This window comes from Methylobacterium sp. J-059 (genome assembly GCF_022829485.1).
GTDB lineage: Bacteria > Pseudomonadota > Alphaproteobacteria > Rhizobiales > Beijerinckiaceae > Methylobacterium.
The window spans coordinates 58,988-85,307 of the sequence record NZ_JAKSYA010000143.1; the positions used below are offsets into that span (position 1 = coordinate 58,988).

General features: G+C 72.9%; 24 protein-coding genes. 9 read left to right on the forward strand and 15 right to left on the reverse strand.

All coding sequences use genetic code 11. The features are described 5' to 3' along the window. Positions 1-15: 15 nt before the first annotated feature. Positions 16-348: a divalent-cation tolerance protein CutA gene (gene cutA / locus MKK55_RS21180; RefSeq protein WP_243937511.1), complete on the forward strand. Its 333-nt coding sequence runs from the start codon at positions 16-18 to the stop codon at positions 346-348. Here the strand turns inward: cutA and MKK55_RS21185 are convergent. The 9 genes from MKK55_RS21185 to croR all read right to left on the reverse strand — a co-directional run bounded on the left by MKK55_RS21185 (position 327) and on the right by croR (position 9,681). Next, entirely contained in the window at positions 327-1,472 is a 1,146-nt protein-coding gene (locus tag MKK55_RS21185; protein WP_243937512.1) for a glycosyltransferase family 2 protein, read from the reverse strand. The two genes, cutA and MKK55_RS21185, sit on opposite strands and share 22 nt — an antisense overlap. Further along, positions 1,472-2,242: a lysophospholipid acyltransferase family protein gene (locus tag MKK55_RS21190; protein WP_147858456.1), complete on the reverse strand. Its 771-nt coding sequence runs from the start codon at positions 2,240-2,242 to the stop codon at positions 1,472-1,474. Before MKK55_RS21190 ends, MKK55_RS21185 begins: the two co-directional genes overlap by 1 nt. Before the next feature lie 126 nt (positions 2,243-2,368). Next, the gene (locus MKK55_RS21195) at positions 2,369-3,895 is read right to left on the reverse strand and encodes a phytoene desaturase family protein (protein ID WP_147729536.1); all 1,527 of its coding nucleotides are present in this window, start codon (positions 3,893-3,895) and stop codon (positions 2,369-2,371) included. Positions 3,896-4,004: 109 nt separating this feature from the next. Then, positions 4,005-5,204 carry an ABC transporter permease gene (locus MKK55_RS21200; protein WP_243937513.1) on the reverse strand — a complete coding sequence of 400 codons (1,200 nt, stop codon included), beginning with the start codon at positions 5,202-5,204 and terminating at the stop codon, positions 4,005-4,007. Then, positions 5,201-6,166, reverse strand: coding sequence for an ABC transporter ATP-binding protein (locus MKK55_RS21205; RefSeq protein ID WP_147858438.1), 966 nt, complete (start codon positions 6,164-6,166; stop codon positions 5,201-5,203). Before MKK55_RS21205 ends, MKK55_RS21200 begins: the two co-directional genes overlap by 4 nt. A gap of 8 nt (positions 6,167-6,174) precedes the next feature. After that, positions 6,175-6,552, reverse strand: coding sequence for a DUF2141 domain-containing protein (locus MKK55_RS21210; RefSeq protein ID WP_243937554.1), 378 nt, complete (start codon positions 6,550-6,552; stop codon positions 6,175-6,177). Between the two features lie 101 nt (positions 6,553-6,653). Further along, positions 6,654-8,231 carry an NAD(P)/FAD-dependent oxidoreductase gene (locus MKK55_RS21215; protein ID WP_147842318.1) on the reverse strand — a complete coding sequence of 526 codons (1,578 nt, stop codon included), beginning with the start codon at positions 8,229-8,231 and terminating at the stop codon, positions 6,654-6,656. Positions 8,232-8,316: 85 nt separating this feature from the next. After that, a complete protein-coding gene (locus tag MKK55_RS21220) occupies positions 8,317-9,096 on the reverse strand; it encodes a TrmH family RNA methyltransferase (RefSeq protein WP_243937556.1) in 780 nt (259 codons plus the stop codon). A 108-nt stretch (positions 9,097-9,204) separates the two neighbouring features. After that, positions 9,205-9,681 carry a 3-hydroxybutyryl-CoA dehydratase gene (gene croR, locus MKK55_RS21225; protein ID WP_147727936.1) on the reverse strand — a complete coding sequence of 159 codons (477 nt, stop codon included), beginning with the start codon at positions 9,679-9,681 and terminating at the stop codon, positions 9,205-9,207. Positions 9,682-9,844: 163 nt separating this feature from the next. On the opposite strand from croR, the gene MKK55_RS21230 reads away from it, so the two are divergent. From MKK55_RS21230 to MKK55_RS21240, 3 genes are all read left to right on the forward strand, one after another. After that, positions 9,845-10,453, forward strand: a complete 609-nt coding sequence (locus tag MKK55_RS21230; RefSeq protein WP_243937514.1) for a cation transporter — start codon at positions 9,845-9,847, stop codon at positions 10,451-10,453. Next, on the forward strand, positions 10,450-11,295 hold the full coding sequence (locus tag MKK55_RS21235) for a metallophosphoesterase (protein WP_147842315.1): 846 nt from the start codon (positions 10,450-10,452) through the stop codon (positions 11,293-11,295). The genes MKK55_RS21230 and MKK55_RS21235 overlap by 4 nt, the downstream gene beginning before the upstream one ends. Positions 11,296-11,404: 109 nt before the next feature. After that, positions 11,405-11,626, forward strand: a complete 222-nt coding sequence (locus tag MKK55_RS21240; RefSeq protein ID WP_243932129.1) for a hypothetical protein — start codon at positions 11,405-11,407, stop codon at positions 11,624-11,626. A gap of 12 nt (positions 11,627-11,638) precedes the next feature. On the opposite strand, the gene MKK55_RS21245 is transcribed toward MKK55_RS21240, so the two are convergent. Beyond that, positions 11,639-11,890, reverse strand: a complete 252-nt coding sequence (locus MKK55_RS21245) for an RAG2 PHD domain containing protein (RefSeq protein WP_147727940.1) — start codon at positions 11,888-11,890, stop codon at positions 11,639-11,641. Positions 11,891-12,009: 119 nt separating this feature from the next. Further along, a complete protein-coding gene (locus tag MKK55_RS21250) occupies positions 12,010-12,387 on the reverse strand; it encodes a 4a-hydroxytetrahydrobiopterin dehydratase (RefSeq protein WP_147842313.1) in 378 nt (125 codons plus the stop codon). 196 nt (positions 12,388-12,583) lie between these two features. Between MKK55_RS21250 and MKK55_RS21255 the strand changes: the two genes are divergently transcribed. Genes MKK55_RS21255 through MKK55_RS21265 form a run of 3 tightly spaced genes read left to right on the forward strand, consistent with a single transcriptional unit; the run spans position 12,584 to position 15,091 of the window. After that, on the forward strand, positions 12,584-13,564 hold the full coding sequence (locus MKK55_RS21255; protein ID WP_147727942.1) for an ABC transporter substrate-binding protein: 981 nt from the start codon (positions 12,584-12,586) through the stop codon (positions 13,562-13,564). A gap of 50 nt (positions 13,565-13,614) precedes the next feature. Next, complete coding sequence (locus tag MKK55_RS21260; protein WP_147727945.1) at positions 13,615-14,325, forward strand: ABC transporter permease; 711 nt, start codon at positions 13,615-13,617, stop codon at positions 14,323-14,325. Between the two features lies 1 nt (position 14,326). Continuing rightward, positions 14,327-15,091, forward strand: coding sequence for an ABC transporter ATP-binding protein (locus MKK55_RS21265; RefSeq protein WP_243932126.1), 765 nt, complete (start codon positions 14,327-14,329; stop codon positions 15,089-15,091). 26 nt (positions 15,092-15,117) lie between these two features. Here the strand turns inward: MKK55_RS21265 and MKK55_RS21270 are convergent, their stop codons facing one another. Both MKK55_RS21270 and MKK55_RS21275 read right to left on the reverse strand, forming a co-directional pair. Next, positions 15,118-17,007, reverse strand: a complete 1,890-nt coding sequence (locus MKK55_RS21270; RefSeq protein ID WP_243937515.1) for a hypothetical protein — start codon at positions 17,005-17,007, stop codon at positions 15,118-15,120. 201 nt (positions 17,008-17,208) lie between these two features. Further along, positions 17,209-17,535, reverse strand: coding sequence for a HesB/IscA family protein (locus MKK55_RS21275; protein WP_147728759.1), 327 nt, complete (start codon positions 17,533-17,535; stop codon positions 17,209-17,211). Positions 17,536-17,698: 163 nt separating this feature from the next. Here MKK55_RS21275 and MKK55_RS21280 point away from each other — a divergent pair, with 163 nt between their 5' ends. Continuing rightward, positions 17,699-18,946 (forward strand): deoxyguanosinetriphosphate triphosphohydrolase, encoded by a 1,248-nt coding sequence (locus MKK55_RS21280; RefSeq protein WP_243937517.1) that lies wholly within the window; start codon positions 17,699-17,701, stop codon positions 18,944-18,946. Positions 18,947-19,022: 76 nt separating this feature from the next. On the opposite strand, the gene MKK55_RS21285 is transcribed toward MKK55_RS21280, so the two are convergent. Next, entirely contained in the window at positions 19,023-19,478 is a 456-nt protein-coding gene (locus MKK55_RS21285; RefSeq protein WP_243937519.1) for a hypothetical protein, read from the reverse strand. A 293-nt stretch (positions 19,479-19,771) separates the two neighbouring features. On the opposite strand from MKK55_RS21285, the gene MKK55_RS21290 reads away from it, so the two are divergent. Beyond that, positions 19,772-20,947 (forward strand): MFS transporter, encoded by a 1,176-nt coding sequence (locus MKK55_RS21290; RefSeq protein WP_243937520.1) that lies wholly within the window; start codon positions 19,772-19,774, stop codon positions 20,945-20,947. 389 nt (positions 20,948-21,336) lie between these two features. On the opposite strand, the gene MKK55_RS21295 is transcribed toward MKK55_RS21290, so the two are convergent. Next, the gene (locus MKK55_RS21295) at positions 21,337-26,187 is read right to left on the reverse strand and encodes an NAD-glutamate dehydrogenase (RefSeq protein ID WP_243937521.1); all 4,851 of its coding nucleotides are present in this window, start codon (positions 26,185-26,187) and stop codon (positions 21,337-21,339) included. Positions 26,188-26,320 lie beyond the last annotated feature (133 nt).

Here is a 26,320-nt window from a genome sequence, read left to right on the forward strand (position 1 = left end):
TCAGAGAGCCATAGCATGGAGCGTCCGCTCCTCGTCTATACCACGTTCCCCGATGCCGAGACGGCGCTCGCGGTCGGCGAGACGCTGGTGCGGGACAAGCTCGCCGCCTGCGTCAACGTGCTGCCCGGGATGCGCTCGGTCTACGCCTGGAAGGGCGCGATCGAGCACGGCAGCGAGGTCGTCGCGATCGTGAAGACGCGCACGGGCCTGTCGGACATCCTCGCCGCGGCCCTGAAGGCGCGCCATCCCTACGAGACGCCGATCGTCCTGCACCTCGCGGTCGCCGAGGCGGATGCGGAGACGGCGGCGTGGACCCTCTCGGAGACTCAGGCGCCGCCGGTCGGATAGCTGCGGCCCTTCCAGACGGCGGCGCCTGCGCGCTTGCGGCGCAGCAGCACGTTCCACTGGATCGCCAGCGCGACCACGACCGCCGCGGGGTGGAGCGGGATGGTCGCGGCCGGCTCGTCGGTCACCAGGGTGATCGCCGTGCGGGTCGCCAGCGAGACGGCGAGCGCCGCGAGCGCCAGGAACCAGGTCGCAGCGTCGAGGCCGCCGAGGAGGCCGGCCAGCACCAGCACGGGCGGGAGGACGTGGCCGAGGCCGAGCAGGGCGGTCCAGACCGGCAGCGCCACCGGGGTCGCCATGCCCTCGTGGGCGTTCTTCGAGAACCCGGCCCAGCACTGCGAGAATCCCGTATACATCCGGCAATCGGCGAGCGCGTGCCCGGCGACGAGGTCGGTGCGGTGTCCGGCCGCGCGCAGCAGCCGGGGCAGCTTCACCCCGTCGTGCAGGAAGCGGCGGATGGCGCCGTGGCCGCCGATCGCCGCGTAGGCGTCGCGTCCGATCAGCAAAAGCTGCCCGCAGGCCGCGCCCAAAGCCGGGCGCATCGAGGAGCGCATCATCGCCACCGGCAGGTAGCCGATGAGCAGGAAGTTGATCATCGGCACGGTGAGCTTCTCGCCGAGCGTGCCCATCACCTGCCGCGGCACCGCGCTGACGAGGCCCGATCCGGTGCGGCGGGCATGGGCGACGAGGCCGGCCGCCGCGAACGGCTTGAGCCGCACGTCGGCGTCGACGAAGAGCAGATGCGCGCCACGTGCCTCGCCGGCGAGGTGGGCGCAGGCGTGGTTCTTGCCGGTCCAGCCCTCCGGCAGCGGCGGCACAGGCACGAGGCGCAGGCGCGGCTCGCCGGCGGCGATGCCCGCGACGATCTCGGCGGTGGCGTCGGTCGAGTGGTCGTCGCCGACCAGCACCTCGACGGCGACGCCGACGCTGGCGAGCGCCGCCCGAACGGTCGCCGCGATATGGGCGGCCTCGTTGCGCGCCGGGATGAGGATCGAGACGAGGCCCGCCTCCGGCCCGTCCGGCTCGGGCGTGCGCAGCAGCGTCAGGTTCATCGCGGCGAGGACGGCCGGCAGGAGCGCGGCCGCGAGCGCCAGGATCGCGAGGGCGGGCAGCACGAGGTCGACCATCAGCGCTGCGCTTCCTCGGCCCGGGTCTCCCGCCCGGCCGCGGCCCGGTGGCCGGCCTCGAAGCGCCGCCCGCGCAGGGCCGCCGCCATCCGCCGCCAGCCGTCGTACAGGCCGCCGACGCCCTGGCGCCCCGCGGCGAGGTCGTGGAACCGCGCCGGATCGCGGGCGATCACGTCGGCGCTCAGGCGATCGAGGACGGCGGTGAGGTCGGCCTCCAGCCGCGCGAGGCGCTCGCCGCGGGGCAAATCGCCCAGGGTCCGCCCGGACACGGGTTGGCCGAAGGCCGCGCAGGCCTCGGCGCCGCTCTCGTCCCAGAACGCGTATTCGAGCGCCAGCGGCACGAACTGCGCGTCGGGCGCGATCTCGGCGAGCCGGGCGACGCCGGCGCGCAGGGCAAGCGGCCGGCTGCGCACGTCGGCGAAGCGCCCCTGGGCGGTGATCCAGAGCACGCTCGCGGGCCGGGCCAGGATCTCGCGCGAGGCCGCCATGAACTGCGCCGCGCCGCGCGGCGTGTCGAGGTCGACGCCGAACGCGCCCATCCGGCGGAAGACACCGTAGCGTTCCAGCATCCGCGCGTCGAACGGCGCGTAGCTCGACCGCTCGGGAAACAGGCGCCCGGCGAGCAGGATGATCACCGCCGCATCCCACCAGGCCGGATGGTTGCAGTAGACCACCACCGGCCCCGGGCCGAGCTCCGGCGCCGCCCCCCAGCGCGCGAGGCGCAGGGCGTTCATCCGCCGCCGGAGGAAGCGATCGAAGTAGGCGACCATGAACCGCCACACCACCGGCGAGGCCGGCGGCGGCGCCCGGAACCGGCGGCTGCGATCGGGCGCATCGGCCATGGGTTCAATCCCGGACCGGACCGGGCGGCAGGATGCCGGGTGCCGCTTCGCCGGTCACGCGGATTCGCGCAGCTGCCCGCGGGCGTCGGCGTCGTGCGCGTCGGCGGCGATCCAGCCCGACATCATCACCATCGGCATGCCCGGCCCGGGATGGGCGGCGCCGCCGGCGAGGTAGAGGTTGCGCACCTGCCGCGAGCGGTTGCCCGGCTTGAACGCGCCCATGACCTTGCCGTGGGAGGCCAGCCCGTAGATCGCGCCGTTGAGCACGTGGTAGCGCTCGTGGATGTCCTGCGGCGTGAGGTGGCGCTCGACGACGATGCGCTCCTCGAGGTCGGGCATGCCGGCCGTGCGCTTGAGCTTGTCGAGGATCACCTGCCGGTAGGCCGGGAACATCGTCTTCCAGTCGTGGTGCGGGCGCAGGTACGGCGTGTGGACCAAGACGTAGAGCGCCTCGCCGCCCTCGGGCGCCACCGACGGATCGGTGGAGGAGGGCGCCGCGAGGTAGGCGGTCGGGTCCGGGGCCGGCTCGCCCTTGCGGTAGATCCAGTCGAACTCCTCCTCGGGGTCCTTGGAGAAGACGAAGTCGTGGTGGTTCAGGTGCTCGTAGCGCTTGTTCAGGCCGAGGTAGAGCACCACGCCGGAGCAGGCCGGCTCGGGGTTCTTCTTCGCGTAGGCCTTGCCGGCGTCGCCGCCGACCAGTTCCTTATAGGTCCGCACCGAATCCATGTTCGAGATCACCGCGTCGTAGGCGGTGGTGCCGGACTTGGTCCGCACGCCCTTCACCGCGCCGGCCGAGACGTCGAGGCCCAACACCTCCTCGCCCGGCTTCAGCGTCGCGCCGAGCTCGGTCGCGAGCTTGGCCAGCGCCTCGGCGACGGCCCGTGTGCCGCCCATCGGGTACCAGACCCCCTCCGCCGTCTGCATGTGCGCGATGGCGCAGAGCACCGCCGGCGCGCCGTAGGGCGAGGAGCCGACATACTGCACGAAGTGGTCGAGCATCTGCGCCAGGCGAGCATCCTTCACCTTGCCGCGGATCGTGCTCGCCACCGAGGCGTGCATCCGCAGCGCGAGCACGTCGCGCAGGGTCCCGGGGTTGAGGTTCGCGCGGACGTTGATCGTGTCGAACAGGTCCTCCACCGGCTTCCAGAAGAAGAATTTTTCCGAGATCTGGTGCAGGTTCTCGGAAACCTCCAAGAACTTCCTGTAGCCCTCGCCGCTCCCGGCGCCCGGCGCGAAGCGATCCATGTCGGCGGCCATGCGGGCGACGTCCTGCATCAGGTCGATGCGGGTGCCGTCGTCGAAGAAGCAGCGCCACTGCGGATCGAGCCGGCGCAGGTCGAGATAGTCGTGCAGGTTGCGGCCCGCCTCGGCGAAGATGCGCTCCAGCACGCGCGGCACGGTGAGGATCGTCGGCCCCATGTCGAACCGGAAGCCGCCCTCGTGCAGCACCGCGGCCTTTCCGCCGAGCCAGTCGTTCTTGTCGTAGACCGTGACCCGGTGTCCGCGCGCCGCGCTCACGCAGGCGGCGGCCAAGCCGCCGAGCCCGCTGCCGACGACGGCGACCGTGGAATCCTGGCTCATGGCGTTCGATACTCCCGGCACGCCCGCGACGACGGCGTCCCCTCGATTGAAGCTAGGCAGAACCGATCGGCGGTCAACGCGCCACCGGGTCGCGCCGGGTCGACCATCGTCATGCCGTCCGCCGCGAAACGAGCATCAAGGCGGCCCCGAGCCCGGCCAGCCCGATCGCCGACAGCACGCCCCAGGCAGCCAAAGCCGCGGCGGCGCCGTCGCCGAGGGCGCCCTGGTAGGCCTCGATCGCCCAGGCGTTCGGCGTGAACCAGCCCGCCTGCTGCAGCCAGGGCGGCATCAGGAAGCGCGGCACCATGCTGCCGCCGACCGCCGAGAGCAGCAGCACGCCGAAGGTCGAGGCGAGGTGCGCCTGCTGGCGGGTCGCGGCGGCGGCGCAGGCGGCGAGCGCGAGCCCGGCCGCCATCGCCGAGACCAGCGCGCAGGTGACGAGGAAGGCCGGCCAGTGCGGGCCGATCTCGACGCCGTAGAGCAGGGCCGCGGCCGCGAAGATCAGCCCGGCCTGGGCGACGCCCTGCACGGTGAGGAAGGCGAACTTGCCCAGCACGATGACGCCCAGGCCGCCGGGCCCCGCCATCAGCCGGTCGGCGAGGCCGGTGGCGCGCTCCTCGGTGAGCGACATCGCCCCCTGCATCGCGGCGAACAGCAGGAACACCGCGGTGATCGCACCGGCATAGTAGCGCACGCGCTCGTTGGCGGCGCCTTCCGCGGTGCTGCGCCGCTCGACCAGCGAGGCGAAGCTGAACGGCTCCTTCTTCGCGCGCTGCTCGGCGAAGGCCTCGTCGAGGAAGGCGCGCTCGTCGGCGCCGATCTTGCCGCTGCGCTCGACATCGGCGACGACCCGCGACAGCACCACGTCGGGCAGCGCCTCGTTCAGCACCCGCTGGAGCTGGCCGAGGGCGATCGGGGTGGCGAGCGCCTTGGCGGGGCTCTCGACCAGTACCACCGGCTGCTCGGACGCCGCACCGGCCGCCGGTGCCGCGAGGTCGCTGCGGATCACCAGCGCCACGTCGACGTCGCCGCGGCGCACCGCGGCGACGATTCCGGCCAAGTCGCGCTCGGACAGGCGGGTGACGCGGAGCGACGGGTCGGCCTCCAAAGCCTTCATCAGGCGCTCGGTGGTGGCGGTGCCGGCGAGGTCGGCGAGCCCCAGATGGATGCGGATGCGGTCGCCGATCGCGCCGGAGAAGATCGCGGCGAAGATCACGAAGATGACAGTCGGCAGCACGAAGGCCATCGTCAGGGCGGCGCGGTCGCGGATCAGGCTGATCCACATCACGCGGAAGGCGGCGCCGATCATCGCGCGGCCTCGGCCAGGCGCAGGCCCGCGGGGCCGCCGTCGAGGGCGTCGAGGTAGAGCGCCTCGAGGCCGGGCGCGCGCACGCGGACCTCGTAGGCCGGCACCGCCTGCGCCCGCAGCGCGTCGAGCAGGTCCGCGCCGTCGAGCGGGCGGGCGAGGCCGGGGGCGGCGCGCCAGACCAGGGGGGTGTGCGAGGGCGCGAACCCGGCGCGGCGCAGGGCCTCGTCGGCGGCGGGGCCGGCCGGCAGGCTGAGGGCGACCTCGCGCTCGGGAATGCCGGCACGAAGCTCGGCCAGCATGTCCGCGAGCGTACCTTCGCGGACGATGCGGCCACCGGCCATGAAGGCGGCACGGTCGGCGAGGCGCTCGGCTTCGGCGAAGTCGTGGGTGGCGATCAGGATGGCGGTGCCCTCTTCGCGCAGGCGCCCGAGCACGGCGTGGATCGCGGCGCGGGCGACGAGATCCACCCCTTGCGTCGGCTCGTCGAGCAGCACCAGGGCCGGCCGGCACATCAGGCTCGCCGCGATGTTGACCCGCCGCTGGTAGCCGCCCGAGAGCAGCCCGACCGGGCGCCCGGCCGCCTCGGCGATGTCGGTGAGCGCCATGGCCTCCGCCACGGCCATGGCGCGCTCACGCCGCCCGATGCCGGCGAGCTGCGCGAACACCCCGAGATTCTCGGCGACGGTGAGGCGCGGGTAGAGCGCGATCTCCTGCGGCACCCAGCCGATCGCCCGCCGCGCTGCGCGCACCCGGAACGGATCCTGGCCGCCGACCCGCACCGTTCCGGCCTGCGGCGCGAGGCGCCCCGCGATCAGGCGCATCAGCGAGGTCTTGCCGGCGCCGTTCGGCCCGAGCAGCGCCAGGATCTCGCCCGCGCCGAGGACGAGATCGACCGCGTCGAGCACGCGTCGATCGCGATAGGCGAGGGCGGCGCCCGCGACGCGGACGAGAGGCTCCGTCACGCGGCGCCTCAGCGTCGGGGCAGGGCGCGGGCGAGGCCGACCCGCAGCGCGGTCCCGGGTTCGCGCAGGTCGAAGGCGGCCTGCGCGAAGGTCGGGCGGGCCTTGAGACCGACGCCCCCGGAGAAGCCGTAGGGCTCGATCGGCAGGCCGAGGCCGGTCCGGTCGAGCTTGCGGTTGCCGTTGACGTCCTCGAACGCCGCGACGGCGTAGCGGCCGGTCGGAACGTCGCGGAACACGACGTTCACCGTCCCGCCGCGCGCGGTCAGCTCCTGCCCGAGGCTGCAGGCCTCCTCGGACAGGCCGCCCTGGCACAGGGCGACGGACACGGAGGTGCCGGGGTCGGCCCCATCCACCACCACCTCGACGGTGGCCGCCGCCGCAGGCAGGGCGACGACGACGGCCGCCGCGGCGAGCGCGAGGCGCCTCGGGGTGCGGCCGGAATGCGGACTGAGAGTCGGCGTACGGAGCGTGCGGGGCCCAGCGACGCTCACGAGGTCTCGCCGCCGGTGGCGAGCGCCGCGGTCTCGGGCACGCCGGAAGTCTCGGCGACGCGGGCGCCGGCCAGCTCCTCGATGAGCAGGCGGGCGGAGATGCGCGCGCCCTCGTAGATCACCGGCAGGCCCGAGCCCGGATGCGTGCCGCCGCCGACGAGGTAGAGCCCCGGCCCGAAGCGGTTGTGCGGGCGGAAGTACAGCATCTGCATCAGGTCGTGGGCGAGGTTGAAGGTGGCGCCCTCGTAGACCGCGAACTCGTCCCGCCACTCGACCGGGTCGACGATCCGCTCGAAGCGGATGCGGCTCTCGATGTCGTCGAGACCGAGGAGCTTCAGGCGCTCCAGCACCAGGGCCCGGTAGGTCGCACGGGTGGCGGGCCAGTCGATCCCCGCCTTCAGGTTCGGCACCGGCACGAGGACGTAGAGGGCGGTATGGCCGGGGGGCGCCATGCCGCCGTCTGTGTAGCCGGCATGCTGCACGTAGACCGAGGGCTGCATCGGCAGGATGCCGTCGGTGATCTCGCGGATGTTGCGCGCGTAGTCCTCGGCCAGGAGGATGGTGTGGTGACCGAGGGTCTCGGGCATCTTACCCTCGATGCCGAGGTACATCATGAAGGTCGAGCACGAGAGGCGCGCCTTCTCGATCTTCCGGTCGCGCCAGCGCGGGCGGTGCACCTCGGGAACGAGATCCTGGATCACCTGCGCGAAGTCGCCGTTGATCACCACCGCGTCCGCGGCGATCCGCTCTCCGTCCACGATCACGCCGTCGGCGCGCTTGCCGTCGAAGGTGACGCGCTCGACCGAGGTCCCGAGCCGGATGTCGACGCCCATGCGTCGGCAGAGGCCGGCCATCGCCTCCGAGATCGCGCCGCACCCGCCGACCGGGTGGTAGACCCCGTGCTCGTATTCGAGGAACGACAGGATCGTGAACAGGCTCGGGCAGCGGAACGGCGACATGCCGAGGTACTTGGTCTGGAACGCGAAGGCGAGGCGGACCCGCGGATCCTTGAAGTAGCGCTGCAGGTCGCGGTCGACGCTGCGGCCGGGATGCAGGTGGGGCAGCGCCCGCAGCATCCCCGGGCTCGCCATGCTGCGGAGGGTGTGGAACGCCTGCTCCAGCACCGGCTTGAAGAACTTCAGCTTGACCCGGTTGTCGGCGAAGAACTGCTTGACGTTCTTGGCGTCGTCGGGCGCGATGCGGGCGATCTCGGCTTCGAGGCGGTCCATGTCGCCGGTGGCGCGGATCTCGCCGCCGGCCTCGAACACGAGGTGGTACTGCGGATCGAGCCGCTCGAGCTTGACGTGATCCTCCAGCCGCTCGCCGCAACTGTCGAAGATGTCGGCCAGGATCTGTGGATAGAGGAAGAAGGTCGGGCCGATGTCGAACTTGTAGCCGCCGGCGGCCTCGACCGTCTTGGTGCGGCCGCCGACCTGCTGGTCCTTCTCGATCAGCGTGACCTGAAGGCCGGCGCGCGCCAGCAGCAGGGCCGTGGCGAGGCCGCCCGGCCCGGCACCGACGACGACGACCCGGCGCCCGGACAATGTCCGCAGGCCCTCCCGTGACTGAAGCAACGCGCCCGACTCCCAGACCAGAACCACCCGGCGGACGACCGGCTCCCGCCCGGTCCACCTGCTGTCAAGCTAGCTCGCCGCGGGGTCAAGGCAATGGGTGCGCATTGTCGCGCGCATCGCGGCCCCCGCCGGAGAGGCGATGCAGGACGATCGCGCCGGCGGTGGCGACGTTGAGCGAGTCGAAGCCCGCCGCCATCGCGATGCGCAGGCTGCGCATCCGCGCCAGCACGTCGGCCGGCAACCCGGGGCCTTCCGTGCCGAGCAGCAGCAGCGTGCGGGCCGGCGCCGTCAGGTCGGCGACGTCCTCTCGCCCGGACGGGCTGAGCGCCAGCGGCTCGAGGGCGAGGGCGCGGGCGGACGCGAGCCAGTCGGCGCCGGGATCCAAGCGCGCGAAGGGCACGGTCAGGGCGGCACCGGCCGAGACGCGGATCGCCTTGCGGTAGAGCGGATCGCAGGTGCCGGCGTCGAGCAGCACCGCGTCGGCACCGAAGGCCGCGGCGTTGCGGAACAGGCCGCCGACGTTGTCGTGGTTGGTCAAGCCGGCCAGGCCGACGACCAGCGCCGGGGCGGGCGCCGGCGGGACGATCGCGTCCGCACGCACGCCGTCGCCGCGGATGCCGACGGCGAGCACGCCGCGATGGATCGGGAACCCGGCCACCGCGCTCATCACCGCGCGGTCGGCGACGAAGACCGGCGGCGTGCCGGGGCCGGCCTCGATCGCGGCCGCGAGGCCGGCGACGCGCTCGGGCAGCAACAGGATCGATTCGGTGCGGAAGCGGGCCTGCGGCGACAGCATCAGCCGCAGCGTGACCTCGCCTTCGACGATGAAGCGACCGGCCCGCCCGACGAGGTCGCGCTCGCGCATCGCCGCATAGGGGGCGAGGCGCAGATCGGCCGGATCGGTGATCGGGATCGGCTGCACGGACCGCGCGTCGGCGCACATGCGGTCGGCGGCCCTAGGGTCCGGCTCCGCTCACGCCGGCGGACGGCCGCCCATGCGGATCGCCAGCGGGTCGGCCTCGGCCTTGGTCGGCACCTTCACCAGGGCCTCGCCGTCGAGCACGACCTCGCCGGCCACCGAGCAGGTGCACTTGAGGCGGGCGCGGCGCCGCTCGGGCACGAGCTCGGCTACCTCGACGGTCACGTCGACGGTGTCGCCGATGCGCACGGGCGCGCGGAAGTTCAGGGTCTGGCTGATGTAGACCGCGCCGGGGCCGGGGAGGCGGGTGCCGAGCACCGCCGAGATCAGCCCGGCGGTGTAGAGGCCGTGGGCGATGCGGGTGCCGAAGGGCGTGCGCGCCGCGAAGTGCTCGGACAGGTGGATCGGGTTGCGGTCGCCGGTGATCTCGGCGAAGCCGATCACGTCGGAGGAGGCGATCGTCTTCGACAGGGTCTCCGAGAGCCCGACTTCGAGGTCCTCGAAGTAGAGAACGCGCAATTCGGGCAACATCTGAGACTCCTCGTTCCGGCCGCACGGATTCGGTCCGGCCGCGGCCCCGCCTCGCACAGGTCGGGCGCCGAATCCAGCCGGGCGAAACGCCGAGACCGGGTCGACAGCCCGCGCGCGGTGGGCGAAGAGGCGGCCCGGCCCGTCAACGGACACCGTCGCCCGCGTGGACTCCACCGCCTCCCCCCCGCTCCGCCCCGTCGTCGCGCGCGTCGCGGGGCTGAACCTCGGCTACTTCGGCATCGAGATCGCGGTCGCCCTGGCGATCGGCTCGGTGGCGTTGATCGCCGACAGCCTCGACTTCCTCGAGGACGCGGCGATCAACCTGCTGATCTTCGCCGGCCTCGGCTGGAGCGCAGTCAACCGCGCCCGCCTCGGCACGCTGATGGCCGGCATCCTGATGGTGCCGGCGCTCGCGACCGCCTACGCGGCCTACGAGAAGTTTTCGGACCTGAGCGCGCCGGCGCCGCTTCCGTTGACGCTCACCGGCCTCGGCGCGCTCGCCGTCAACCTGACCTGCGCCCTGATGCTGTCGCGCCATCGCGACGGCGCCGGCAGCCTGACGCGGGCGGCCTGGCTGTCGGCCCGCAACGACGCCTACGCCAACCTGGCGATCATCGCGGCCGGGCTCGCCACCGCGCTGCAGCCCTCGCCCTGGCCCGACCTGATCGCCGCGGCCGGGATCGCCATCCTCAACGCGGACTCGGCCGGCGACATCCTTCGCGCGGCCTCCGCCGAGCGCCGCGCCGTGCACGAAGCAGGACCGCCCCCGTGAGGATCTTCCCGATCTCCGACCTCCATCTCGAGCGCCGCCGCCTCGATCTCATCGCCGCACCGAGCGGGGCGTTCGACGTGATGGTCTGCGCCGGCGATCTGTACGAGGGCCACCCCGAGCGCGGGCTCGCCGCCGTGCTGGCGCTGGCCGGCGGCCGACCGGTGGTGCTCGTGCCGGGCAATCACGAGCACTATGCGCCGACCGGCGACGCGCGAACCGCCCCCGAGCTCCTCGCCGCACTGGCAGGGGAGGTCGAGCGCCTGAATGGCGCCGGTGCCCGGATCCACCTGCTGCAGCACGGCGCCACGTGCGTCCTCGATGGGGTTCGCTTCGTCGGCGCGACCCTGTGGAGCGACTGGTCCCTGGCCGGGCGCTGGCTCGCGGCGGACGCGCCCGACCGGCCGGCCGACCCGGTGAGCTACGCGGCCGAGCGGATGACCGACCCGATCACCGGTTCGCGAGAGTACCGCGGCTCGATCCGCAAGGCCGACGGCACCGCCTGGCTTCCCGCCGACGCGATGGCGGCCCACGCCTCCGAGCGCCGCCGGCTGCTGGCGGCCCTGGCGCAGCCGTTCGACGGGCCGACGGTGGCGGTGACGCACCATCCCCCGAGCCCGCGTGCGGCCGACGCCTTCCGCGACGCCCCGGGGGTGCCGTGGTGGGTGCCGGCCTTCTACGCGACCACGGTGCTCGACGAGCTCGACGACGCCGCGCGGCCCGTCCTGTGGGTGTCCGGCCATTTCCATGCCGGGCACGACATGACGATCGGACGCTGCCGCTGGGTGGCGAACCCGGTCGAGGGCGCGACCTACGCGGCCGACCGCGTCGTCGCCGTGGCGTGAAGCTCGGCCCGGTCGACGCAAGGCGACGCCGCCGCGCCGCCCGGCGCGAAACCTCCTGCGCGGCTCGTGCGTAGGGCTGCCACGTCCTTCCCGCGGGAGAGCCCTTGCCGTGAACACCTTCCTCGCCGTCGTCCTCGTCTGCGCCAACGCGATCGCGCAGGAAGCCTGCACCGACGACAAGGCCCTGGAGGTGCGCAAGGTCCGCGTCGCGAACGAGCTCGGCTGCACCAACGGCTGGCAGGAGATCATCGCCCGCACGGACCTGCGCGAGGAGATCGGCAAGACCTCCTACCTCAAGACCGAGTGCCGCCGGGTGAAGAGCCCGCAGTGACCGCAGGGCGCCTCAGCATCCGGCCTTGAAGGCGATGGGGCCGGTGGCGAAGCGGATCTCGCCGCGCCCGTTCCGGATCTCGCCCCCGGCGTAATGGAGCGCGTCGTCGCGGTTGCGGAACAGGCCGCCGGCGATCCCGTGGCTCTCCAGCGCGACCCAGCAGCCGCCGGCATCCTGCCCGATGGTGAAGCTGAGAGCGGGCGCGTCCGGGATGGCGGGCGGGCGGCCGGCGACGGCGGCGAGGGCGGATCGAAGGTTCGGCATGGTCTCACGCGGGGCTGGCGCGGCCCCTTGCCGGAACCGCACCGCCAAGATCGAGCCGCCCACGTAAGGAATCGAGCGTCACCGCCGCGCGATGCCATGAGCGTGTCGTGAGGATCGGCCTACTTCTCGTACTTGACGTAGGCGAAGCGTGCGTCCGTCGGCGTCCCTTCCAGGCCCTGGCCCTCGAGGCCCGGCTGCCAGGAGACGACCTCCTCGATCTTGCGCGCCAGCGCGAAGTCCTTATCGGTGATGCCCTTGGCGGCATGGTTCATCAGCCGCACCTCGACCCAGGCGTAGGAGGCGGTCAGGTCGGGGTGGTGCCACGCGGCCTCGGCGAGGTGGCCGACGGTGTTGATCACCATCAGCGTGCTCTTCCAGCTCGCGGTCTTGTAGGTGCGGCGAATCCACCCGTCCTCGTAGCGCCAGGCCGGGATCTCGGCGGCGATCCGAGCGGCGATGGTCTCGTCGTCCAGGGCGCCTTCGCGTGGCTCGGCCATGATCTCTCTTCCGATGTCGGTTGTCCCCTTCGAGCCTGCCCCGGCCACCGCTCCCGCGCAAGGCGGTTGTGGACGGGCCGCGTGCTGCGCCCTATGACCTTTCGGCAACGGCACCCTCGGCGTCGGAGCCTCACCGCTCCGGCCGGGGCGGGCCCAAGGCCGAACCGGCCGGCAAGACCTCCAGGGAGAAGGCGCCATGCTGTCACGGCGCGGATTGCTCGCCGCCGCGCTCGCCGGCCTGCCGGTGCTGTCGCATCCGGCGCTGGCGGCCCCGAGCGTGCGCCTCGGCAGCCTGCCGTTCGGCACGGTCGCGTGGGAAGCCGCGGTGATCAAGGCGCGCGGGCTCGACGCCGCCAACGGCTTCACCCTCGACCTCGTCAAGCTCGCCGGCAACGACGCGGCGCGGATCGCCTTCATGGGCGGCCAGGTGGACGTGATCGTCGGGGACCTGCTCTGGGCGGCCCGCCTCGGCAACGAGGGCCGGGCGATGCGCTACGTGCCGGCCTCGACCTCCGAGGGCGCCGTGATGGTGCCCGCCGCGAGCCCGGTGAAGACCCTCAAGGATCTCGAAGGCAAGCGCCTCGGCGTCGGCGGCGGGCCACTCGACAAGAACTGGCTGCTGCTCAAGGCCCAGGCGCAGGACGCGGCCGGCTTCGACATCGAGGCCAAGACCGAGATCGCCTACGGCGCACCGCCCCTGATCGCTTTGAAGCTCGAGCAGGGGTCGCTCGATGCCGCGCTCACCTACTGGACCTACTGCGCACGCCTCGAGGCCAAGGGCTTCCGCCGGCTGATCGGCGCCGACGACATGATGCGCGCGCTCGGCGCGAAGGGCGCGTTCGCGCTGATCGGATACCTGTTCGAGGCGCAGACCGTCGCCGAGAAGCCCGAGGCGATGGCCGGGTTCGTGCGCGCGGTGCGCGCGGCCAAGGACATGCTCGCGGCCGACCCCTCCGCCTGGGAGATCGTGCGCCCGCTGATGGCCGCCGACGACGACGCCATCTTCGAGGCCCTGAAGCGGGAATACCTTGCCGGCATCCCGCGCCGCCCGCTGGCTGAGGAGCGCAGCGACGGCGAGCGGCTGTTCTCGGTGATGTCGCGGCTCGGGGGCGAACGCCTCGTCGGCACCGGCACCGGCCTGCCGCCGGGCCTGTACTACGACGGGAAGACCGGTTGATCCGCGCAAGCGCCTCGAACCGCCGCGCCATCCTCACCCGTCTCGGCTCGATGCTGGTGCTGCTCGCCGCGTGGCAGGCTGCGGCACAAGCCGCGGGCTCGCGGATGCTGCCGACGCCGCTCACCGTGGCGGCCTTCATCGGCCGGGAATCGGCGCGCGGCGACCTGTGGACCAATGTCGGGATCACGCTGGCGCGGGTCGGCGTCTCGTTCGTGCTCGCGATGGTGCTCGGCGTGCTGCTCGGCGTCGCGCTCGGCCGCTCGAAGCGCCTGAACACCCTGCTCGACACGCCGCTGCTGGCGATGCTGAACACGCCCGCCCTGGTGATCACGGTGCTGGCCTACGTCTGGGTCGGCTTGAACGAGTCGGCCGCGATCCTGGCCGTGGTGCTGAACAAGCTGCCCAACGTCGCGGTCATCCTGCGGGAGGGCGCGCGCGACCTCGACCCGGGCCTTGAGGAGATGGCGCGGACCTACCGGTTCGACCGGCGCTCCTGGGTCGCCCACGTGCTGGTGCCCCAGCTGCAGCCCTACGTGGTGGCCGCGGCGCGCTCCGGCCTGTCGCTGGCCTGGAAGATCGTGCTGGTGATCGAGCTGCTCGGCCGCCCCAACGGCGTCGGCTTCGCGATCAACTACTACTTCGTCCAGAGCACCGACGTCGCCGCGATCCTCGGCTACAGCATCGTGTTCATGAGCGTGATGATCGCCATCGACATCCTCCTCCTGCAGCGGCTCGAAGCGCATGTCCGCCGCTGGCGATAAGATGTCCGCCGCCGTCGACGAGATGTCGGGTTCCGACGCGGTCCTCAGGGTCGCGATCGCGCGAAAGGTCTACCATCCGGCCTCGGCCGAGCCGGTGGAGGCGGTGCGCGACCTCGCCTTCGCGATCCGGCCGGGCGAGATCGCCTGCCTGATCGGGCCCTCGGGGGCCGGCAAGACCACGACGCTGCGGATCCTGCTCGGGCTCGACGCCGATTACGACGGCTCCATCGTGCCGGATCCGCGCGCCTCGGAGACCGGACCGGGCATGGTCTTCCAGGAGCCGCGCCTGCTGCCGTGGCGGACGGTGGAGCAGAACGTGCGCCTCGCGATGCCGCGGCCGCAGCGCGGGCGCGACCTCGACGGGCTGTTCGCGCATCTCGGGCTCGCCCCCTGGCGCGGCCGCTATCCGGGCGCGCTGTCGCTGGGGATGCAGCGCCGCGTGGCGCTGGCCCGCGCGCTCGCCAACGACCCGCGGCTCCTGGTGCTCGACGAGCCGTTCGTGTCGCTCGACGACGCGGCCGCCGCCTCGCTGCGCGGCCTCGTGGTCGACACCGTCGACCGGCTCGGCATGAGCGTGCTGATGGTGACCCACAACGTCGCCGAGGCGATCGCCGTCGCCGACCGGCTGCTGCTGCTCTCCCCGCGCCCGGCGAGCCTCGTCGCCACCATCCCGCTCGACCGGCCGCGGCCGCAGCGGGACCGCGCCTGGGCGGATGCGACGCGACAGGACTTGGCGCAGCGCTTCCCCGGCGTCATCGCGGAATAGCGTTCCTTCGAGCGGAAGGGCCGGCCTCACTCCACCTTGGCGTCGACGTCGAGCTTGTCGAGCACCGCACCCGGCGTGCGGGCCAGGCCGAAATCGGCGAAGCCGAGGCCGGCGGCGTTCTTTGCCTTCGCGGTCATCGTCAGGCGGCCGGGCTTCGTCACGAACTGGCCCAGCGCCGCGCCGATCGCCCGGGCGGCGGGCGAGTTCCCGAGCATCGCCGGCACGCCGAACTGGGTCGCGGCCACGTATTCCTGGCGCAGCTCCTCCGGCTTCAGGCTGAGGGCCTTCGCCTGGGCCGCGAGGAAGCGCTCGAACAGGCCGGTATTCTGGATCGTCAGGTCGAGGGCCTTGGCGGTCGCCGTCAGCATCAGCAGGCTCGCCGCCGGGATGTGCGAGGCGAACAGCTCCGGCCCGAGGCCGCCGATCGTCCCGGCGAGCCGCAGCGAGCCGATGTCGCGGCCCGACAGCGTCATCTCGCGCACCGCGACCTCGCGCTTGGCCTCGTCCCAGGCGGAATCGACCACGAGGTTGAGATCGAGATCGGCATAGCCGTAATCCGGCAGGGCGCCGAGCACCGGCATGCCGGCGACCATTGCCGCGGGGAACGTCAGGCCCGAAAGATCGAGGCGGCTCGCGGTCGGCACCCCGTCGCGCAGCGGCCCGAAGGTCAGGGCGCCGCTGCGCAGGGCGAGGTGGACCGGTGCCGCACCGGGGGCGGCGGGCGTGGCGAGGGGATCGCCGGACTTGGCGGTGGCCGGAGGCCTGGATGCGGTCCGGCCGGGCTCCTTGCCGACCGGGGCCGGGGCGCCCGGCATGTCGAGGCTCAGGTCCTGCAGCGCCAGGCCGCCGACCGCGGGGGTGAGGCGGCGCAGCTCCTCGTCGGTGACGGCGGTGTCCGGGTTGGCGAGGCGGCGCAGGGTCGCGATGGTCGGGGCGAGGGAGACGCCGGTGAGCGCCACACGCGCGAGCCGGGCCTTGAGGCCGCCCTGCGCGAACGCGATCGCCTCCAGGGTCGTGCCGCTCTCGGCGCCGGTGCCGCCGTGAGCCAGGCGCCCGACCTCGACCAGCATCGGCTCGCCGGCGCCGGTCCGGCTGATGGCGAGGCCGCGCAGCTCGAGGCTGCCGAACGCGACGGCGTCGGCCAGGTCAGCGGCGGTTCCCGCGAGCTTGCCGCGCTCGGCCGCCGTCATCTCCGGGTCGACGGCCTCGAGCCCGCGGGCGAGCCCGGCCATCGCGCCGTTCCAGCCGCCGGGGACCTGGCGTCCGCCGAAATCGCGGCCCTCGAGCCCGGCGATCCGAATCGTGACGCCCGAGGCTTCCGTGTAGGTCACGTCCGAGGCCTGGATCGCGGCGTAGATCCGCTGGACCGGCCCCTTGCCGTCGCCGGATTCCGACGAGAGCCGGACGAGCGCGGCGAGGTCGAGATCGCTGGCGACGATGCGGCCGTAGGTGCCCGACCCCGGGTGCGCGCCGGTGACGGAGACCCCGGCGCCGGCCATGGTCAGCTCGGCGATGCGGCCGGCGCGCACGTCGCGCGCCGCGACCTCGCGATAGGTCACGGTCTGCAGCGATCCGCCCGGGCCGGGATGTTCGGAGACGAGGACCGGGATCGAGATGCTCGCCGCCTCCAGGCGTGCGAGGCGGGGCGCCCAGGGCTCGGGCGAATCCGCCTTGAGGATCGCCGTCAGGTCGTCGCGCGAGAGACGCGTGCCGCTGACCGTGATCCGCGCCGCCTTGAACACCGTGTCGCCGAGCGGCAACGCGACGTCGACCAGCACGACGTCCTGGACCGCCGAGGCCGCCTCCTGCGCCGCCGCAGGCCGGCCCGTCGTCCCGACGCCGAGGACGAGACCGGCACAGAGGCAGAGGCGGGCCGCCCGGATCAGGCTGGCGCGGACCGTTCGGTGACTGATCATCGTGTGCGGACCGCTGACGAATGTTCTATCCGAGGAGACGGCGCTGTCGTCCCGCATTTCGCCGCGCGAGGCAATCGGTGCGCCACGTCGCGACTCACGCTTGTCGGCGCCTGTCGTTCCGGCACCACGATGCCGGCGACCGCAACCAGCCCCGACACCACCCTCGGGGCCGCACGGGACAGCGCCGCGCCCCTCGAAAGATCAGAGCGAGAACGAGGTGCCGCAGCCGCAGGACGAGGTCGCCTGCGGGTTCTCGATCTTGAAGGACTGCCCGATCAGGTCGTTCACGAAATCGATCGTGGATCCGGCCATGTACTCGAGCGACACCGGGTCGACGACCACGGTGGCGCCGTCGCGCTCGATCGTGACGTCCTGCGCCTCCTGGTCGCGGGTGATGTCGAAGGCGTAGGAGAAGCCGGAGCAGCCGCCGCCGTTCACGCTGACGCGAAGCAGCGCGCCCGGGGGCTCGGCACCCATGATCTCGTTGATGCGCTTGGCGGCGCGGGGGGTCAGGGTGATCTCGGCCATCGGGAGAGCCATCGGCGCTGTTGTCGGGTCCGGGCGCGGCGGGCGATTGCCCGGCGCGTGATCAATCCAAGATATGGGGTACGACGGCGCGCCGCAACGCGTGCCGCGTCGAACTGCGAGGGAACCATGCCGGCAGCACATCACGAACCGGGCGGGAGGCCGCGTGCGCGCCAACGGTGAGCGCTGGCGCGCGGCCTACGCCACCGACCCGGGCGCGACCCGCGGACGGCTGATCCCCGAGCCGGCCTCGCCGACGCGGAGCGATTTCCAGCGCGACCGCGACCGGGTGGTGCACTCGACCGCCTTCCGACGGCTGAAGCACAAGACCCAGGTCTTCGTGCATCACGAGGGCGACCATTACCGCACCCGGCTGACCCATACCCTCGAGGTCAGCCAGATCGCCCGGGCGCTCGCCCGCGCACTGGGCCTCGACGAGGACCTGGCCGAGGCGCTCGCGCTCAGTCACGACCTCGGCCACACCTGCTTCGGCCATACCGGCGAGGACGCGCTCGATGCCTGCATGGCCGAGCATGGCGGCTTCGACCACAACGCGCAGGCGCTGCGCATCGTGACCCGGCTGGAGCGGCGCTACGCCGGCTTCGACGGGCTGAACCTCGCCTGGGAGACGCTGGAGGGCCTGGTCAAGCACAACGGCCCGCTGCTCGAGCCGGACGGTCGCCCGACCCCGCGCTACGCGCGCACGGGCATCGCGGCGGCGATCCTCGAATACGACGCGCTGCACCCCCTGGAACTGGCGCACCATGCCGGGCCGGAGGCGCAGGCGGCGGCGCTCGCCGACGACATCGCCTACGACAGCCACGACCTCGACGACGGCCTGCGCGCCGGATTGTTCGATCTCGCCGACCTTGAAGCGGTGCCGTTCCTGCGCGGATTGCTCGACGAGATCGCCGCCCTGCATCCCGGGCTGGAGGTGTCGCGCACCATCCACGAGCTCGCCCGGCGGGTGATCACGCGCTTCGTCGAGGACGTGATCGCGGAAAGCCGGCGCCGCCTGGACGTGCTCGCACCGCGCGACGTCGCCGCGATCCGTAGGGCGCAGGCTCCGGTGATCGCGTTCTCGGAGGAGATCGCGGCCGCCGACGCCGACATCAAGCGCTTCCTCTACGCGCGGATGTACCGCCATCCGGAGGTGATGGCGGTGCGGGCGAAGGCGAACGCCATCGTCGCGGACCTGTTCTCGGCGTTCTCGGCCGATCCGACGCGGATGCCGGTGGAATGGAGCGAGGGCTTGTCCGGCGCACCGGCCGGCCGCATCGCCCGGCGCATCGCCGACTACATCGCCGGCATGACCGACACCTACGCGGTGCTCGCCCACCGGCGGCTCTACGCGTCGACGCCCGACCTCCACTGGAGCCCGCCGAGCCGCGGATTGCCCCTGACCGAGCCGTAGGGCAGGGCGCCGCGCCGGGGCGGACGCGACGGAGGAGCCGCCAAGCGCCCGCCGTCGCGTTCGTCACCCGGCCCGATCAGTAGCCCGCGCAGGTGCAGCCGCTGCCGTAGCCGTAGGATGCGGGCGCATAGCCGCCATACCCGCCGCCGTAGGCGGGCGCGTAGCCGCCGTAGCCGTAACCACCGCCGTAGCCATATCCGCCGCCGTAGCCGTAGCTGCTGCCGTAATCGTACCCGCCGTAGCCGCCGGCCAGCGCGCCGGCGGCGAGCCCGACACCCAATCCGATCCCGGCGCCGGCGAGGCCGTAGCCGATCCCCCGGCCATAGCCGCCGCGGTAGCCGCCGTAACCGCCCCGGTATCCGGCAAGACCGCCGCGGTATCCGCCGTAGCCGCCGCGCGCTCCGACGAAGCCGGCGCTGCGGAAACCGCCATGCGCGCCGTAGCCGCCGCCGTACGGGCGCGCTTCCGCGCCGGCGGGAAGCAGGATCAGGGCGGCACCGAGGGCCGTTCCCGCCAGGATGAGGGCCTTCATCACGTCGTCTCCACCGAAACCGAGGGGCGCTTCGGCAGGATCGCCAGGCGCAACGGCCTCGATGGTAGGCGCTCCGGCACCGCCCGGCGGGCGTCAGTGTACGCACCCCGCCGGTTATCCCAGGTCGATCGCGCGATGACGCACCCGACGGTTGAGACCCGTTCGTGGAACAAGGCTGCATCCCATTGCCCGCCGGTCCGCAACCGAGGGCGATCCGCCATGTTGGGGCATACCGCACCGCACAAAAGGGATCGGCGCCCGCGCCTTCGCCCCCGTGCCAACGGAGCCCATGCATGGTCTCGCTGCCGATTCTCGCCCTCGCCGTCGCCTCCTTCGGGATCGGCACCACGGAATTCGTGATCATGGGCCTGCTGCCGGAGGTGGCGCAGAGCTTCGGCGTCACCATCCCGCAGGCCGGCTACCTGGTCTCGGGCTACGCGATGGGCGTGGTGATCGGCGCGCCGCTGGTCGCCATCGCCACCGCCGGCCTGCCGCGCAAGACCGCGCTGCTCGCGCTGATGGCGGTGTTCCTGGCCGGCAACGTCGCCTGCGCCGTCGCGCCCACCTACGCGACGCTGATGCTCGCCCGCATTGCCACCGCCTTCGCCCACGGCGCCTTCTTCGGCATCGGCGCGATCGTGGCGCGCGATCTCGTCCCGCGGGAGAAGCGGACCCAGGCGGTGTCGCTGATGTTCGCCGGGCTGACGCTGGCCAACGTGCTCGGCGTGCCGCTCGGCACCGCGCTGGGGCAGGCGGCGGGCTGGCGCGCCACCTTCTGGGCGGTGGTGGCGATCGGCGTCGCGGCGGGCCTGGCGATCCATCTGTTCGTGCCGGCCGGGCTCCCCGGCTCGCGCGGCGGGCTGGCCCGGGAGTTCCGGGCGCTCGGGCGCTGGCCGGTGCTGCGGCCGATGCTGGTCTCGACCCTGTCCTCGGTGAGCTTCTTCACGGTGTTCACCTACATCACGCCGCTCCTGATGGGGGTGACCGGGCTCAGCGCCCGCGGCGTCACCGGCGCGCTGTTCGTCGCCGGCATCGGCCTCACCGCCGGCAACCTGATCGGCGGCCGCCTCGCCGACGGGAATCTCACCGCCACGGTGATCGGCAGCTTCCTCGGCCTCATCGCCGTCCTCGCCCTGCTGGCGGGCGTCGCCCGCTTCGAGATTGCGATGCTGACGGCGCTGGTGGTCTGGAGCGGGCTCGCCTTCGCCCTGGTCTCGCCGTTGCAGATCTGGGTCGTGGAGGCGGCCAGCGACGCCCCGAACCTCGCCTCCACCCTGAACCAGGGCGCGTTCAACCTCGGCAACGCCACCGGCGCCTGGCTCGGCGGCGTCGCGCTGACCGCGGGCGTCGGCTACGGCCAGCTGCCGCTGATCGCGGCCGCGGTGTCGGCCCTCGGGCTCGGCCTCGCGCTGTCGGCGATGTCGGGGCCGACGCGCTCGGTCCTGCCGGCGCCGGTCCACCCCGGCTGATCGCGCCGCGGGGACGCTATCGCTCTGGTTGCAGGATACTGCCGCTCACGCATGCGACGACGCCGAACCGTTAATATTTGGCTACACACATGCGCCCGATGCATGCGCGAAGTGCAACCTTGTCCATTGTTGCAGCGCACCATGATCGGCATCTTCGGAGCGAACGGACGGCCCTGCGGCCGTCGCGCCCACGGAGAGCGATCCATGACCCAGCCTGCCCCGAAGCCCGGCCTGTTCTCGCAGATGCTTCGCCTCTGGCTCGAGCACAACCAGCGCATGCTCGACATGCGGATGGGCCCGTTCTGAGCCTGCGATACGAACCGCCCGGTCCCTGAAAAGCCGGTCCCGCGCATGCGCCGGGCCGGCTTTTTCATGTCCTCGATCCGGCGTCAGCTTCGTGCCAGGTCGCCGAGCAGGCTCGCGGCGACGGTGGCCTTCGAGACCGTCAGCCCCGAGGCCGCGATGGCGTCGACCGCGCTGCGGATGCGGGCCAGCGACGGGCCGCGGGCCTTGCCCCAGGCGGCGACCGCCTCCGGGCCGGCGCCGATGTCGCCGACGACCTCGGCGGTGAGCTGCCGGTGCGCGGTCGAGATGCCGGCCACCGCCCGCTCGAGCGCGACGCGGTCGAAGGTGTCGGAGACCGGCGCCGCGCGGGCGGCTTCGGCGAGCGCGTCGAGGGAGAATTCCCGCTCCAGCGCGAAGTGCGTCGCCGCGATCTCCGCGACCGGCCGCCCGCTGGTGCCGGCGACGCGGACGATGTCGGGCGCCGAGGTCAGCGCCCGCAGCGAGGCGAGGCGGAGTGCCGGCTCCGCATCCATGCCCTGCCCGACGAGGTCGGCGCGCCGCCGCTCGATCGCCGCGTTCGCCTCCGTGCCGAGGACGCCGGGGAGGGACGCGAGCACCGCGGCGATCCCGTCGCGATAGCGCGCCACCAGGGGCGCGATGCCGCCGGCGAGGTCGAGATTGCGGATGAACCAGACGATGCGGTTGACCAGCAGGTCCTGCACCTCGGCGTAGAGGCCGATCTGGGCCTGCCCGCCGATCCGCCCGGCCAGCCCGTCGATGGCCGCGTTCAGCTCCATCAGGCCGAAGGCGTCGCGGGTCACGGCGTAGGCCTTGGCGATGGTGGCGGCGTCCGCCCCGGTCTCGTCGGTGAGCCGCGTGACGAGCGAGATGCCGCCGCGGTTGACGATGATGTTCGACAACGCCGTCGCGATGATCTCGCGGCGCAGACGGTGCCCCCTCACCGCATCGGGGAAGCGCTCGCGCAGGGCCTTGGGGAAGTAGCGCTGCAGCTCGCGGTCGAAGTACGGGTCGTCCGGCACCGGGCTCGCCAGCACCGCGTCGTAGAGCGAGAGCTTGGCGTAGGCGAGCAGCACCGCGTATTCCGGCCGCGTCAGGCCCTCGCCGCGGCGCATGCGCTCGGTCAGCGTCGCGTCGTCGGGCAGGTACTCGACCGCGCGGTCGAGGCGGCCTTCCGCCTCCAGCGCCTGCATCGTCCGCATCGCGAAGCCGGCCTCGCCGAGGCCGCGGTGCTGGGCGAGCGAGAGCGCCAGCGTCTGCAGCTCGTTGTTGCGCAGCACGAGGTGGGCGACCTCGTCGGTCATCGCGACGAGGAGCGCGTTGCGGGCATCCGCATCGAGGCGGCCGTCGCGCTCCGGGATCATCAGCGCGATCTTGATGTTCACCTCGACGTCCGAGGTGTTGACGCCGGCCGAGTTATCGATCGCATCGGTGTTGAGCCGGACGCCGGCCCGCGCCGCCTCGATGCGCCCGCGCTGGGTCAGCCCGAGGTTGGCGCCTTCGCCCACCGCCTTGGCGCGGATCTCCGGGCCGGTGATGCGCACGGCGTCGTTGGCCCGGTCGCCGGCCTCCTCGTCGGTCTCGGTGGTGGCGCGGACGTAGGTGCCGATGCCGCCGAACCAGAGCAGGTCGACGGGCGCCTTGAGGATCGCCTGCATCAGCTCGGCGGGCGAGGCGGAGGCGCGCTCGAACCCGAGCACGGCCCGGATCTCGGCCGAGAGCGGGATCGCCTTGAGCGCGCGCGAGAAGACGCCGCCGCCGGCCGAGATCAGGCTTTTGTCGTAGTCGGCCCAGCTCGACCGGCCGAGGTCGAACAGGCGTTTGCGCTCGGCAAAGCTCGCCGCCATGTCGGGCGTCGGATCGAGGAAGATGTCGCGGTGGTCGAAGGCCGCCACCAGCTTCAGGGTGCGCGAGAGCAGCATGCCGTTGCCGAACACGTCGCCCGACATGTCGCCGACGCCGACCACCGTCACCGGATAAGCCTGCGTGTCGACGTCGATCTCGCGGAAGTGGCGCTTCACCGCCTCCCAGGCGCCGCGGGCGGTGATGCCCATGCCCTTGTGGTCGTAGCCCTGGCTGCCGCCGGAGGCGAAGGCGTCGCCGAGCCAGTGCCCGCGCTCCAGCGAGAGCGCGTTGGCGATGTCGGAGAAGGTCGCGGTGCCCTTGTCGGCGGCGACCACGAGGTAGGCGTCGTCGGGGTCGTGCCGCACGGTGTCGGCCGGCGGCGCGATGCCCTCGGCGACGAAGTTGTCGGTGAGCTCCAGGAGGGTGCGGATGAAGATGCGGTAGCTCTCGGTGCCCTCCGCCAGCCATGCGGCGCGATCCGAGGCCGGCGGCAGGCGCTTGGGAAAGAACCCGCCCTTGGCGCCCACCGGCACGATCACCGCGTTCTTGACCTGCTGCGCCTTCACCAACCCCAGAATTTCGGTGCGGAAATCCTCCGGCCGGTCGGACCAGCGCAGGCCACCGCGCGCGACGTAGCCGTAGCGCAGGTGCAGCCCTTCCACGCGGGGCGAATAGACGAAGATCTCGAAGAACGGCCGCGGCAGCGGCATGCCCGACACCTTGGCGCAGGCGAACTTGAAGGCGATCGTCTCGCGCAGGGTGCCGTCGGCGGCCTTCTGGAAGAAGTTGGTGCGGACCGCGGCCTCCACGAGGTTGACGAAGCGGCGCAGGATCCGGTCCTCGTCCAGGCTGGTCACGTCGGCGAGCGCCGCCTCGATGCCCTCGCGAACCGCCGCCTCGGCGGCCCCGCGGTCGCCCCCGGCGGCCGGGTCGAACCGGGCGTGGAACAGCGCGACGAGCTGGCGGGCGATGCCGGGATGCTGGCTCAAGGTCGCGGCGAGGTAGTCCTGGCCGTAGCGCACGCGGAGCTGGCGCAGGTAGCGGCCGAGGCCGCGCAGCAGCGCCACGTCGCGCCAGGCGAGGCCGGCCTCCAGCACGAGGCGGTTGTAGCCGTCGGATTCGGCCTGGTTCGCGGCGATGGCGAGCATCGCCGCCTCCAGCGGCGCCTCGAGCGGGCCGATCTCGATGGCCGCACCGGTGGCGCGCTCCAGCAGCATGTCGTGCAGCCAGACCTTGGTGTCGCTCCCCGCCGGCAGCACGCTGTAGGTCCGCTCGTTGATCACCCGGAAGCCGAGGTTCTCCAGGCCGGGCACCCGGTCGGACAGCGGCAGCGACGCCCCGCGCGAGAACACCTTCAGGCGCACCTGCGCCGCCGGGTCGGTGTCGCGGCGGTCGATCGCGACGGCGCGCGAGCGGTCCTCGGACAGGGATTCGAGGATGGCGATGTCGGCGATGGCGACCTCGGCGGAGAAGTTCTCGCGGTAGGCCGCGGAGAAGCCCTCGCCGTAGCGGACGGCCAGCGCCCGCGCCTCGGATCCGCCCATGGCCTCCGTGAGCGCGGCGCGCAGCGCGTCGCCCCAGGTCCGCACCAGGGCGGCGATGCCGGCCTCCAGCACCGAGGGGTCGCGCTCCGGCGCGCCGGCTTCGGAGAACCCGACGATGTAGTGGATCCGGGCCAGCGGCCCGTCGGGCAGGTCGGGATAGGTCGCCGAGAGCCGGCCGCCGTATTCCTGGGCGAGATAGGCGCCGATGCGGGCGCGCACGATCGAGTCGTAGCGGTCCTTCGGCACGTAGACGAGGAGCGAGACGAAGCGCCCGAACCGGTCGGTCCGCGACAGCACGCGGATGCGCGGCCGGTCGGCGAGGTTGGCGATGGCGAGGGTGAAGCGGAACAGCCGGTCCACGTCGATCTGGAACAGGTCGTCGCGCGGGTAGGTCTCCAGCACGGCGAGCAGCGCCCGCCCGGCGTGGCTCGTCGGGTCGAGGCCGGCCTTCTCGACCACGGCCGCGACCTTGCCGCGGAGATAGGGCACCTCGCGGGCGAGCGCGGTGTAGGCCGCGGCGGTGAACAGCCCGACGATGCGGACCTCGCCGGTGAGCTTGCCCGTCGCGGAGAACAGCTTGACGGCGACGTAGTCGAGATGCGCCGCGCGGTGGACGCGGGCCTTGAGGCTCGCCTTGGTGATGATCAGCGCGTGCGGCTCCTCGAGGAACGCGACGATCTCCGGCGTCATGTCCACGAGCGCCCGCCCGCGGCGCAGCACGGCGAGGCCCGGATCGCGCAGGATGCCGAGGCTTTCGGCCTCGGCCGCCCGCTCGCCGGGCAGCGCGTGCTCGCGCATGCCGAGCAGCGTGAAGTGGCCGTCGCGCAGCCATTCGAGGAAGGCGCGCGCCTCGGCGACCTCGCCCTCGGGCAGCGGCGGGGGATTGCGGCCGTAGCCCTCGGCGAGCGCGCCGAGCCGGGCCAGCATCGCGTCGTGGTCGTCGGTGACCAGGGCCACATCGCGAAAGACCTGCGCGAGGCCGGCTTCGAGGCGTTCGCGCGCCTCGCCGGCATCGAGCCGGTCGAGGTGGATGTGGATGAAGCTCTCGCGCAGCAGGGCGCCGTGGGCGTCCGCCGTGGTCTCCCCGACGACGCGGACGAGCGCCCCGTCGGCGTCCCGCTCGACGCCGAGGATCGGGTGGGCGACGAGGTGGGGCGTTAGGCCCTGCTCGGTCAGCTCCGCCAGGGTCGAGTCGAGCAGGTAGGGGCGGTTGTCGTTGACGACCTCGACGACGGTCAGCTCGCGGGTGCGCCCGGGGCCGGGCACGGCGACGTCGACGAGCCGGAGGTTCGCCGCCGAACCCGTGGCGCGCGGTACCGCGAGATGCGCACGCGCGGCGATCGCGAGGTCGGCCAGCGCCTCGGCCGGGTAGGGCGCCAGGTCCTCCGGCGGCACCCGGCCGAACAGGTCGCGGACGAAGCCGCCCGGTCCGCCGCGGCCGCCCACGATCGATGCCGCCGCCTCGATCAGATCGGTGCGGGCGGATTTCGCCTCGCTCGTCGCCAGGGCGGTGGCCGATTCCAGCGCCGATTCGGTTTCCAGCACCATGGGCGGGGACCCTCCGGACCGGCACCGACGCCGGTCCCGCCCCGGACGTTAGGGGAGGGCCCATGGCGAGTCGATGACGCTCGCCGCTCGCAGGCCCGCGCCGGGTGACAGGCGGGCCGTGACGACCGGCGTT